We start from the raw sequence: 12730 nt of genomic DNA, 5'->3' as shown, positions 1-12730 counted from the left end.
CCCGCACGTACTCCAACAAGGGCCTCGCCCTTAAAGCCCTCGGCTCGCCCCAGGCCCTGAACCAGGCCATCGCCGCCTACGACCGCGCCATCACGCTGCGCGAGACCCTCGACCTCGGCGTCGCCGAGTATGCCAACGACCTCGCCGGCACCTACTCCAACAAGGGCCTCGCCCTTAAAGCCCTCGGCTCGCCCCAGGCCCTGCAGCAGGCCATCGCCGCCTACGAGCGCGCCATTGCGCTGGGCGAGTCCCTCGACCTCGGCGTCGCCGAGTATGCCAACGCCCTCGCACTCGCCTACGGGAACAAGGCATTCACCCTGCTGGCTGTCCCGGATCCAATGCCGGCGGAAGACGCGGCAGAGACCGGGCTCGCACTTCTGCGCGACGTCGAGCTCGGCGGCATCTACCATCTGCGTCCGACCCGTGAGGGGCTGTTCAGCCTCACGCTCGATGCCTATCTCGCCGCCGGCCAGGCGCACTTCCTGCCCGAGATCATCCTCGAGCACCTGGATCCCGACAGCCACGGCAGCGCGCCGGCCTCCGCCGCCATGCAGCGGGCGGCGCTCGCGGCACTGGAGCGCGCCATGGCGCAATTGCTGCGCGAGCCGGGGGGCGCCGAGCGCGCGCAGGCATTGGTGCCCACCGCCCAGCGACTGGCCGAGCTACGCGTGCTCTATTTCGGCGGCACCGCCACCAGCGCCCTGCTCCAGGCCGAGGATTTCAAGCGGCGCGGCGATCCGCAGCAGGCCGAGCAGGTGCTGCGCAACTACGTCCGCGCGCGGCCATCGGATCCCGAGGGACATCTCGTCCTGGCCGGCTTCCTGGCACGCCATTGGTCTTTCGAGTCGGCCGAGGCAAGCTATCAGCGCGCGGCGGCGGTGCTGGTCCAGCAGGCTCCGGCGGATGCAGACCGCCAGGACGTCGCCCGCCGGGTCGGCCAGGTTGCCAGTCTGATGCTGGAGCTGAAGGAGATCGGCGAGACAATTCATCTACCGCCGACAACGGACCCCAAGGAGGTATTGAAACGCAGCCTCAAGAGGGTGCTCTGGCTGACGGACGAGTTTATGAGTCAACTCTTCATACCATTGGACGGTGCTCGGGGACGATTCAGCGGCTCGACCGAGGATTGGCGGGACGCCATCAAGCCGAGCCTCAAAACGGAGGTGTGGCCGAGTTTCATCATCCGGAACGAGGCGCTGATCCAGCGGTGCGTCGAGGCGAGCACGGCCGAGGCACAGGAGACGATCCGGGACGAGTATCTGGCCATGCATCGGGCCATGACCGAGGTCCTGATCCGGGGACTCACGACGCGCTGGGACGGCTTCGCCGAGGCCATCCAGCACGCCTGGACCGAGCTGGCCGCCCACTATCAGCATGAATGGCTGGCCGGTGACGCGCAGACCCAGGCGGAGATCGAGCGCAAGCTCGACGAGGGGCTCGCGCGGGCCGTCGCCGAGGCGAACCGGTCACTTTCCGAAAGCGAGCTGGCCGAGGCGCGGTCCGAGCTGGCGCAGCGGCTCGGGCCGATCTGGGACCAGATCCTGCAGGACACCGAGCGCTGCTTCCTGGCCTGCGGGCGGCGCTGTCTGGGTCAGGAGAATCTCGCCCGTTACGCCGGGCTCGAGCTGGGACTGGCGGTCGAGTGGAGCCTGGCCCGTCGGCTCTTCCATCCGGTGCGCGAGCACTGGCGTGCCGAGTCTCGCGGCGAGGCCGAGTCGCTCTTCGGGGAGGAGGCGATCGCCGCCCAGGTCGCCCGCTTCCTCGACGGCAAGAAAGCGGACCTCGAGCTGGGCCCCATGGTGGCCGCGTTGCAGCGGACACTGAAGCACGGCGAGGAGAGCGCCGATCCGCTCGACCGGCTGCTGGGGACCGTCCTCAGGCAGGCGCTGCCAAACCCGGATGCGCTGCTCGCGCCAGCGTCGCGCAGGCGCCGCGCCCAAGCGCTCGAGTCGCTGCGGACGCTGCGCAACGACTGCGCCCATCCCAAGGAGCCACCGACCCGGGAGCGGCTCGCGACCCACTGGAAGGAGATCGTCGAGGACCCGGACGAGGCCTTCTACCAGTACTTCGGCCGCGCCCTGCTGCCCCGGGAGACGCCTCCCGCCGAAGACGTCGGGCGTGCGGCCAGCTCGATGAGGAGCGGCCAATAGACGACATAGACTCGGGGGCTCATGTCGGCGTGGACCCGCGCCGATCGGCCAGGCGATGCTCCCACCAGCGCCACAGCTTCCAGCCGGCGCCGATGACCAGCATGGAGCCGATCGATACCCCCAGATAGATCCAGAGCCCGACCCAGTGCGGGCTGGCGGACTCGGTGCCGGGCGGCTGGGTCTCGACCCCGATCCAGCTCAGCACAGCCGACCAGTCGCGCGGCATGCCCTCGAAGATGAACTGGAAGAAGCCGGCGAACAAGGCGAGCGGGAAGCCGATGAAGGTCAGGAAGTTGATCAGCCGGCCCGAGCGCAGCTCGGTGTAGCTGCGCAGGCTCTGCTCCAGGTCGTCGATGGTGCGGTCGATGGTCTCGATCTCGCTCGCGATCGCCCAGCGGCATTCGAGCGCCCGACGAAAGGCGGCGATGTGGGCATCGTCGGTGACCGGGGCGGTGCGATTCAGCCCCGCGCGCATCCGCAGCTTGATCTCGGCGAGCCGGTCCAGTGTGGTCATGCTCCCGAGCCTGCGCCAGCGCCGCTTGGCCAGATGCATGCTGATCTGCTCGAACAGACCCTGCGCGCTCTCGCCAGTCTCGCGCAGCAGGTGCAGCCGCTCGGCGACCTTGGCGATCTCCCGATCGACGGCCTCCTCGCACAGGGGCATGGAGCGCCAATCGTCCAGCACCAGGACACCCTCGGCATGGATGAGCACATAGCCTCCGGGGACCTGGAGAAAGTCGAAGCTGTCGATGGAGGGCAGATTCGCCAGGCGCCGAGCCTCCCGCCCACCCGGCTGGAGACAGGCGGCGAGACAGCGCTGGAAGGTCGGGGTGATGAGCGCGGGCTCGTATCCCTGGGGCGGGAGTCCCGTCTCGGGGCCGACCTGTCCGCCGCGGGGCCATTTGAGGCTCAGCTTGCGCTTGCCGGTATCGGCGACCGGCTCGGCCGCGCAGTCCGCCAGCGCCTTGAGCCGACCGGACCCATCGATGAAGCGCTGGTTTCGGGTCGGCTCGTAGCAGTCCCAGAGCGCCTCCAGAACATGCGGATACCACTCCAGACGCGACCCAAGACGCCCGTCGGCCAAGCGACGGGGGGCACCGATGAGGGTATGGCGACCATGATCGTCCCACCAGGGCTGATTCGGACTCGGCGTGCCATCGGGTCTGCGGCCACCGGGATAGCTCTTGAGCGCCCTGGGGGCATCGTTGGGCCGCCGGCCCTCCCACCGCTCGTCTTCCAGGTGCTCCAGCCGCTCCCAGAGATCGCGCAGATGCACACCCGCGATCGGATCGACCGAGATCGTCATGTCGTCGCCCGTCCCCGTCTCGGCGGGTCGGTAGAGCGCCATCAGACCGAAGCCGTCGCCCAGATAGCTGTGGGTGCGATCGTTGCGCAGAAAGATCTTCTTGGCGCCGCACAAGGCCATCTCGTCGAGCAGACAGGCATCCACGACCTTGTAGCGCCGGCCGTCGCCCTGCATGGGCAGCAGCAGCTGGAGCCGCTCCGCCTGCTCCAGGGCCTGCAGATACACCTGCCACTCGTAGCGCAGGAAGGCATAGGCACGCTCGCTCTCCTCGCCGTTGGGCAGCTCCTCGATGGCGTCCGGGGGCTGATTGGCGAGCAAGAGCGCCAGGGTGAAGCGGAGACAGGAGAGCCACGCCTGCCCTGGGGCCAGAGCCTCCGGCACGCTCTGGGGCCGCCCCTCGAGCGCCGCTGCCTGGAGCGATTCCACCGACCAATGACCGTGGGCGAGCGCCGAGAGCAGCGGACCCCAGGCGCGCAAGGGATCGGAGACGCGCGAGGCGCCACGCTCCCATTGCAATGTGTAGCGGATCCAGTCGCCGGGCAGGTCGCCGGCCGCCACCCCATTCTGAGTGGCCAGAAAGAGGATCAAGCCCAGGCAGCTGTCCGGCGAGGCATCCTCGACCACCAGGGTGAAGCGACCGAAGAAGCGCTCCGGCAGCGCATCCGCGCCCAGCAGGCTGCGCCACTGAGCCTGTCGCTCGGGATCCAGCACCAGCCGGGTCACCGCATCGCGGTCGAACAGCTTGTTGTTGAGATAGAGGCTCCTGTCTTCCGCCGCTGCCGGCTCACCGCAGCCGATGTAGCACCGATCGGCACCCGCGCTCCCTTGACGGGTCTCGAAGCACACGGGCGCAATGGGACGGGATGCCTCGGGCGCATCAACACTCAGGTCCTGAAGCCGTCGCTCCAGGACGCTCAGGCCGGTGTCGAGCGCGGCCAGAAAGTCGGTCCAATCCATTCGAATCTCCCCCGCGGCGTCGAAGCCCGCGGATCCATCAATTACAGAAAGGCACCCGGACCTCGGGGTCAGAGTGGAAGCAGCCCGGCCTGCACCAGATCCCGCGCGGAGCAGCGTTGCGGGCCCAGGATCCGCTCCCGCTCGAAGCGGGCGCGCTCGGCGCTCGATGTATCCCACTCCGCCAGCACCCCATCGCCCAGCCAGTCGGGCAGGTCCAGCGCCGTGGGCAGACGGCGCTGTGCCTGGAACCGCTCGAGCCCATCCTCGGCATCCTGGGGATATCCGGCCAGCGCGCTCAGGGCGGCCAACTCCAGGTAATAGCGCTTTTGATCCAACACCGCGCAGACCTCGTCCCAGCTCGGTAGCCTGTGATCGGGGTCGCCACCCTCGCCGCCGGCCAGATGCATGAAGGCCAGCGCGAATCCGGGCGGACCCGGATCGCCGACGACGAGACGCTCACGCAGGAAGGCACCGAAGCGCAGCAGTCTGGCTCGGGCGGCCGCATCGGCGCCGAGCCAGGCCCAGGCGGCATAGGCGCGCAGGAGATAGATCTCGTCGCCATTGCCGAAGCCGACCTGGTCCAGCGTCGGGATCAGACCGTCCAGGATCTCGGCCACCTCCCCTGCCCACCCGGCACTATCCGGATGTCCGCTCCAGGCGCCGATATAGAGCAGCCAGGCCAGCTCGCGCCGACCGTCACCACCGAAATTGGCCGCCTCTCGACGCTTGAGACGGTAGATGCCCAGGGCGCGCTCAGCGCGACCACGGCGCAGGGCGATGCGCGCGGTCCGGTCCTTGAGCTTGTGCGCCTCCCAATCCGAGCGCTGGCCACGGTGGCGCGACAGACAATCGTCCAGGTCCCTGGAGAGCCGGCGCGCGGGGTCGGGCAGATTCAGGTCGATCAGCAGACCGATGAGCTGGCCGACCAGACCCGCCCCGCGGCCGCAGAGATCGCCGGCCTCGAGCTGCGCCAGGCCCCGCGCGACGTCCTGCACCGCCAGCGGATAGCGGCCCTGGCGGTAGTAGAGCCGCGACCAGTAGTGAAAGACCGGGGCCGGCTGCGGGATGCCGGGCCGGTCCATCGCCCGGCGCTCGGCCTCGAAGCGCGGACTCTGTCGCTGATCGTAGGCATCCGCGAGCAGGGCGAGCAGCGGGACGACCCAGGCCCGGGTCAGGGGCCAGAGCCGCAGCTCGATGTCCCCCAGGGATCGGAGCAGCGCGGCCTCGGCCGACTCGTCGGACCCGGGCACCTCGAGCCCTGTGCGCAGCGCCTGCTCCGCCTCGTCCAGCGGCACCTGGGTCTGGAAACAGCGCAGGGTCAGGCGATTGCTCAGCTGCCCCAGGGCGCTCCCATCGCCCTCGCGCGCGGCCTCGGCCAGGGCCTCGTCATCCATCTCTTCGGGCCGGGGGCGCTCGGCGACACGCAGATCGCCGCGCCCCAGGATCTGCATCAGCCTGGCCCCATCGCTGTCATGGGCCGGACGCTGAAGGTCGAGCAGAATGGCCTCCAGCGGCGCCCCGGCACGCCAGCGCGGCAGGAATTCGGCGAGGAAGTCCCGGGCGCCCGCCTGGCTGGGGCGGCCATGGGGCGCGATCACCGCCTCGGCACCGGCGCCCAGCAGCTCCCGGCCGTAGGCGATGAGGTTGCCGTCCGGGCTGCCGCAGGCCAGCAGCAGGACCAGCGGCGGCAGACCAAACTCCAGCGGCAGCCGCCAGGGACGCCCGTCGGCGAGCCGGAAGGGATGATCCGAGGCGCGCTCGCTGCCGTGAGCGACCAGGACCAGGGCGGCCAGATCGACCAGATCGGCCCGCCGGAGAAAGCAGTCGACGGCCCCGAAGCCATCGTAGACCTGGACCCGGTCACCGGCCGCCGCATCCGCGGGCTGGACCGGCTCGCTGCCGGGGAGCAGATTCAGCACCGCGATCTCCCTTCGCGGGGACAGGGGTGCGCGCGGTGCCGACGGCAGGCGCTGATAGCGCAGGACGGACAGGCGTCCATGCAGCGAGACGCCATCGCGCATCAGCCATTCGAAGGGACAGGCGTGCCAAGGGGCTGGCAGATCCTCGGACACATGCAGCCGCACACCCGGATGACGGTCCAGGAGCGCCGCCAGCCGCGCGGCCAGATCCGGCGCCAGGGCCTGCTCGAAGGCGATGTGCGGCCGACCGGCTTCGAGCGCCTCCGGCATGGCCGGCCGGGCCGAGCGCGTCGGGCTCGACTGCGCCAGCCGATGGATCCCCTGCGGCGAGCACCAGCGCACCCCGTCCGTCTCGCCCCAGATCCAGACCTGGGCCAGCTCCTGCAATGTCTCAAGCGCGCCCATCGGGGAAGGGAACCTCCAACAGCAGATTCCGCGCGGCGTCGCGCAGGGTCAGCGACAGCGACCGTCCGCCGCCGGCGAAGAAGTCGGCCGCCGGGCTGGAGGCATCCAGCCGCCGGCTCTGCCGCACCTTGCCGGCCCGCTCGATGGCGACGATCAAGGGCGTCTGGCTCCGTAGCTGGACGTGCATCTGCACGGCCTCGCCGTCCTCGGCGGGGACGAAGCGGATGTCGAGCAGATCGCCCAGCCGATAGGTGTCGGCGCTCGTCCTCTGCGTCGAGGCATCGCCCAGCGCAGGCTGGACGACCGGGGTCAGATCGAGACTCCAGCGTCGGCCGGCGGCACGGAACGCATCCAGCACCCCGCTGATCCAGTCCGCTCGACTCCCGACCGCGACCTCGCGCGCCAGGGCATGGAGTCGCTCGGCGACCGCCCCATAGAGCTGACGGTAGCCCTGTCGCGGATCCTGCGCGTCACCCAGCGGACTGCCGGTGAGGATCAGCCTCCCGCCGCTGGTCACCGCCTGACGCAGGGTTCCGGGGGCGGCCTCCTGCACGTCCGTCTCCGCCACGCCGGCCGCCAGATCGGCCGCGCGCTCGCGCACCGCGGCCAGACGCTCGGGGCCGAGCTGTCCCAGGACCGCGCTGGCGCAGGGCAGATAGACCTCGACCGGATTCCAGAGCTGGATCATGGTCGCCAGCGGATCGTAAGGCCGGTCGCCGGACTCCAGCAGCAGGTCCGCATCCGTGGCGTAGTCCGTCTCCCAGGAGGCCAGCCACCCGGACCAGAGCGACGGATGCCGGCCCGGCCCGGACAGCAGCACCGCCAGCGGCTGACCCAGTTGCGGCGCGCAGGGTCCATCCGGCCCAAAGAGCCGGTCGATCCGCAGCAGCTTGCCCGGGGCCGGCTCCAACGACTGATCGCCGGCCGCGACCTGAGCGCGCGCCCGAATCATCTCGGCGAGATGCGGGGGCAATTCGATCTCGGCCTCCGGCGGGTCGCTGTTCCAGTCCTCGGCCGCACTGGCCGGCTCGGGGGTGTCGGTGGGCGCGTCGCCGAAGAGGTTCGATTCGATGACCGCCAGGGGTGGAGTGAGCCGGATCATGCGAAGATGGCCTCCTGCCCTTCGATGATGAAGCCGCGAGCAGCCTCGGTGGTGGTGGATGTCGACATGGTGTAGTAGCCCTCAGCTCGTCAAGGCGACGAGACACAGCACTTCGAGTGCGATCGCAATCTCGGCCAGATGCTCGGTATCCAGCGGGATCCCCAGACTCGCGACCCATTGCCCGCGATAGCTCCGGCGAAAGGCGTCCAGTTGCGCACCGCCCTTGCGCGGAACGCTGATGCCCAGCTGCACCGCCTTGTCGTGATACGCGGGGATCCGATGCCTCCGGGCCAAGGTACTCAGGGAAATCCGCGCGTCCGAATCGCAGCAGAAATGCTCGCGCAGATAGGGCTGAATCCAGCCACGCTTGGGGGCCAGATGACCCCATTCGTCCCGCGCCTCGTAGAATCGGCGGGCCGATGCCACGAGCGCCTGCGCATCCAGCCCCAGATGCCTCGAGATGAGCTCGTTCAGATCGGACACCTCCTGGTCCGTGATTCGATCCACGACCCTCAGCCGCAAGGCGTCGGTCACATGGGCGAGGCTCTGCGTGAAACGCGTGGGTGGCACGGCACTGGAGAGGCCGGCCCGATAGGCTTCGACGGCCGTGTCGGACTGGGCCTTGTCGAAGAGATCCAGCACCTCGGACGCCCCACCGCCGCGACCGACCCGGTCGCCGCCGCGCTGGGCGCGGTCCCGGCGCTGGCAGTCGATGAGATACCGCTCGAAGTAGCCGAACAGCACCTTGGCGTGATCGAGCTCGCCCCCGTTGCCGGCGGTCATGAAGACCTTCTCGGCGAAGAATCCCTGCACGTATTCGATCGGCGTCCCCAAGAGGCCGAATTCAGGCACCTTCCGCTTGGCCGCGCCGGCCAGCAGGCCGTAGATCAAACGGTAAAGCCGCTCCCATTCCTCCGCCTCCTCGAACGTCGCCCGTCTCCGCCACAGATCCCGCAATACCTCCTCGCCCCCGGGTCCAGGGCTCGCGCCGCTCTCAGCCATGACGCCCCTCCTCCACGGCCCCAGGGTCAGAAACCATCGCGGGCGATGGGCGATCCCCAACAGTCCCGACAGACATCTCGTATCCGACCATCGTCTCGCTCCTCGTGCGTCTTCGGCCCCGTATCCGGCCGCCGTCCAAAACCCCTTGCAGGCACATCCACTATGGCGATCGGGATCCGATCAATAGCGGCCTCACCGACATGCCGACTGCGATCCGGTCGGGGCTCGAATGGTCGCGACTGGCACACCCATGCAGAACTCCCACCCGATGCGGTCCTCTCGATCCAGTCAACGCCGCCGCGGCGGGGATTTTCAGTCGAGCGGGGACATGCTCTGCCGAGCGGAGCCGCCTCCGCGAGCGGCGAGTCGGAACAGGCCCGTCCAGCATCCACCGCAACGCCGACCCGCTGGCACGGGGATCGGCGATCAGTCCCAGCCGAACGCCCGTTTCACCGCCTCCGCCTCATCACCCAGCGCCTCCAGGAGCGAGTCGCGCTGCTCGGCAGTCAAGTCATTTATGAGCTCGACGAAGCCCTCGATCTCCTCGCGCCACGGCGGCTCGGCCTCCGCGCCCGTTTCGGACCAAGCCTGCTGCATCCCTTGATAGACGCCGAAGAAGGCGAGCAATGTCTGGGCGAATGCCACCCAACCCCCCAGATCGCGGTCCCCCTGGAGCACCCAAATCATCACCCGCAGACAGACGCCCCCGAAGCCGAGATGCCCATTCGCGACCAGCGATGCACGAATCTCGGCTGCCAGCGACCATGCCTGGATGGCATCACCCAGACGCGCGGAATCCTCGAGCGCGATCCCCTGGTTGCCGTAAGCCATCGCCAGGTCGTTGGCCCTGCTCGGCGGCCACTCCCCGGCCGGCTCCAGGCGCGCGCGCAGCGCCTCCATCAGCGCGATGGCGGCCTCATAGTCGCCGAGCGCGCCCTGGAGGTCGTTGCCGGCGCGGCGGGCGTTGCCCCGGTTCATGTGGGCCTTGGCCAGGTCGTTGGCCCAGCTCGACGGCCACTCGCCGGCCGGCTCCAGGCGCGCGCGCAGCGCCTCCCTCAGCGCGATGGCGGCGTCATAGTCGCCGAGCGCGCCCTGCAGGTCGTTGCCGTCGCGGCGGGTGACGCCCCGGTTAGTGTGGGCCGCGGCCAGGTCGTTGCGGGCCGTATCCGTCCCCTCCCGCTCCACCCGCTCGGCCGCCAAGGCCAGCTTGATGGACCACCAGCGCGTCGTGCCCGAATAGCGCGCGTCTTCATGCGCCCGCATCCCGAGTCGGTACATGCTGTTCCTGATGGCAACCTCATCCAGCATCCGCTCCACCAGCTCGGCCTCCCCCGCCTGCCGCACATGCCCGAGCAGATGCCACAGCCGCCAGCGGTCCAGCGGGTCCGCCTCGGTGACAGTCTCCCAGCGCGCGTCCAAGGCCCCGAGCGCCTCGTTCGCGAGCTGGCGATGCCGGGCACTCAGCGCCTCGGGCCAGAGCGCCGCGACGGTGGCGACGAAGTCCTTGAGACCCAGGGCATAGCGGGTATGGCGGGCGTCCTCCCCCTTCCAGGCGGCGAGGATCTCCTTGAGGCTGAAGAGGCCGAAGACCAGCCGCACCGACCCCGCCGGCTCGCCCAGCAGAGCGGCGAGCACCCCGAGCGGGACGCCGCGGAAGGTGTCCTCGCGCACGCTGGGCGGCATCTCGGCCTCGACGGCGGCATGGGCCTGCTCGGCGGCGGCCAGGGTGAGGATGAGCCGGTGGGTGAAGTCCCATGTCTTGGCGGGACCGCTGGCCGGGGCGTCCGCGGTCGGCGCCAGGACCCGCTCCAGTTGCCGCAGATAGTGGGCATAGAGTCCGGCGCCGCTCGGCAGCGCCTCGATCTCCTCCAGGCCGAGCTGGCCGGCGCGTAGCAGTCCGGTGAGGTGGGCGACATAGAGGAAGCGCTCGGTGGCACGCTCGCAAACGGCGGCGAAGGCGCGGTCGTAGCGCTCGAGCACCGGGCGCGCCGCCAGGTCGAAGAGGCCTGGCGCGCCGGCCGGCGAGCGCAGGGTCAGGCCCTTGGAGAGCGCCGTCCATTCGCGCTTGGCGAAGTCGGCCAGGCCGGGCAGGCCCGCCTCGGACAGACCTCGGCCCAGGTCGTTGACGGCGGTCAGCTCGGTGCGGCCGGCGGCCAGATCGGACAGGGCCAGGACGAGGTCGGCCTTGAGCCGATCGGCCAGCTCGCGGTCGACATAGGCGCGCAGCAGGCGCCGATAGGCCAGGATCGCCTCCGGGTCCGTGGCATCGGAGTCGAGGAGGTCGAGGCGGTATTCGGCATAGTCGGGCGCGTCGGCGAAGCGTCCGTCCAATGCCCGGCGCACGTGGGGCGGACAGTCGCTCGGCGGGCGCGAGGTCAGCAGCAGATAGCAGCCCTCCGGCAGCGCCTCCGGGCGGGGGATGAAATCGGCGATGCCGGCCTCGCCCTCCGGGCTGGGCGGCAGCTCGTCGAGCCCGTCGAGACAGATGAGCAGGCGCTGGACGGTCGGCGGCCTGAAGCGCATCACCTCATGCAAAAGATCGGCGAGGGCCGCGGCGGGGTCGGGACTCTGGACGTCCAGCTCCGGCAGACGCTGCACGCCCGGCTCGCGGCCGAAGGTGCGGTGCAGCACCTGATCCAGCAGGAACCAGCGCAATTGCTCCGGCCAGGTGCGGTATTCGCGGCGGATGTGCAGGGCGACCACGGCGGTGTCCGGCAGCAGCGGCTTGTCGCCGACCTCATCCGGCGCCGCCAGGCCGTGGACGAAGACGCTCTTGCCGATGTGTCCGGAGGCGATCAGCCAGAAGAGACCACGCTCATGACCCGCGATGAAGTCGCGCAGGGGCGCGCGCAGATACTCCGGCTGCAGATAGCGGGCCTCCAGCAGCTTGGCTTCCAGCAGGGCGTTGAGCTGGGTGTCGCCCCAGTCGTCGTCGAGCACGGCGTCGGACGGCGGCGCCTGGTCCTGGGCGTCGGGCGGCGGCAGGGCCTGGGTCTCCTGGCCGAGCGCACCCGAGCGGTGCCCCGGCAGGGCCAGCCGATGCCCGGTGAGGTAGTCGAGCAGCAGGAACCCCTGCTGGAGCTTGCGCCCGGCGGGCGAGTCGTAGAGGAAGACGTCGAGCTTGTCGCAGAGGCTGCAGCGGCGCAAGGCCACCAGCGGCGCCAGGGGCAGGCAGCGCGCGCCGCGCCAGAGGAAGAGTGGGTGCTCCAGCTCGCGGTGCGGTGCCGCGGCACCGCCCTGGTGCCAATGGCGGATCGCCCGCCAGCCGCGCAGCGGCGCGACGTCCGGGTCGGCGTGGCGCAGCTCCAGCGCACTCCAGAGACCGAGCGCCGCCTGCTCGGCCAGGGCGCGGTTGATCCGCCCGATCAGCCCTTCCAGGTCATCCAGATAGTCCTTGGGGTCGAGCGCGAAGGCGCCGTGGCCGATGGTGTCTTTGCGCCAGCGCACCAGGTCGCCGAGGGTGTCGAGCCAGGGAGTTGGCTTGAGCGGGCCCCTGGGACTGGGGGCGACGAAGAGGTCTCCCAGCTCGGGGACGAGCAGGTCGGGGGTCGCGGCCAGGCGCCGCACCTGGGGCGCCAGGGTCTCGCGCAGACCGCCGACCCAGGTGCCCAGGAGCAGGAGGTCGGTGAACAGCAGCCTGCGCACGGCCAGGGCCGCCTCGTCGTCGCCGTGCGCGATCAGGTCGCGGGCCATGACCAGGGCCGGGAACTTGATGAGCACCTCGGCCAGATCCTTGAGCTGGAAGGTGGCGGCGATGATGGCGCCCTCCTCCAGCAGGTCGCGCAGACGCTTGTACTCGTGGGCGATGGGGCCGGGCCAGTCGTCGGCGACGGCCGCGACCCAGGGCGCCGGCGGCTCGCGCCCCAAGGCCCGGCAGTCGGCGATGGCC

The 12730-nt window shown here is 70.1% G+C and carries 6 protein-coding genes; 1 reads left to right on the top strand and 5 read right to left on the bottom strand.

The genetic code is table 11. The features are described from left to right. On the top strand, positions 1 to 2150 hold a 2150-nt coding region (locus THIDRDRAFT_RS26295; RefSeq protein ID WP_007043189.1), incomplete at its 5' end, for a hypothetical protein. 19 nt (positions 2151 to 2169) lie between these two features. Here the strand turns inward: THIDRDRAFT_RS26295 and THIDRDRAFT_RS22265 are convergent. The 5 genes from THIDRDRAFT_RS22265 to THIDRDRAFT_RS26290 form a co-directional block, all read right to left on the bottom strand. Beyond that, complete coding sequence (locus THIDRDRAFT_RS22265) at positions 2170 to 4413, bottom strand: hypothetical protein (RefSeq protein ID WP_007043188.1); 2244 nt, start codon at positions 4411 to 4413, stop codon at positions 2170 to 2172. A 68-nt stretch (positions 4414 to 4481) separates the two neighbouring features. Next, a complete protein-coding gene (locus tag THIDRDRAFT_RS22260) occupies positions 4482 to 6737 on the bottom strand; it encodes a hypothetical protein (protein ID WP_007043187.1) in 2256 nt (751 codons plus the stop codon). Continuing rightward, positions 6724 to 7839, bottom strand: coding sequence for a hypothetical protein (locus THIDRDRAFT_RS22255; RefSeq protein ID WP_007043186.1), 1116 nt, complete (start codon positions 7837 to 7839; stop codon positions 6724 to 6726). Before THIDRDRAFT_RS22255 ends, THIDRDRAFT_RS22260 begins: the two co-directional genes overlap by 14 nt. 81 nt (positions 7840 to 7920) lie before the next feature. After that, positions 7921 to 8841 (bottom strand): hypothetical protein, encoded by a 921-nt coding sequence (locus THIDRDRAFT_RS22250; RefSeq protein WP_007043185.1) that lies wholly within the window; start codon positions 8839 to 8841, stop codon positions 7921 to 7923. A 426-nt stretch (positions 8842 to 9267) separates the two neighbouring features. Then, a partial coding sequence (locus tag THIDRDRAFT_RS26290; protein WP_007043184.1) for a P-loop NTPase family protein occupies positions 9268 to 12730 on the bottom strand: 3463 nt, incomplete at its 5' end.

This window comes from Thiorhodococcus drewsii AZ1 (assembly GCF_000224065.1).
In the GTDB taxonomy this organism is placed as follows: domain Bacteria; phylum Pseudomonadota; class Gammaproteobacteria; order Chromatiales; family Chromatiaceae; genus Imhoffiella; species Imhoffiella drewsii.
Note: the sequence above shows the minus strand (reverse complement) of the source record. Positions and strands in the feature narration are given on the sequence as shown.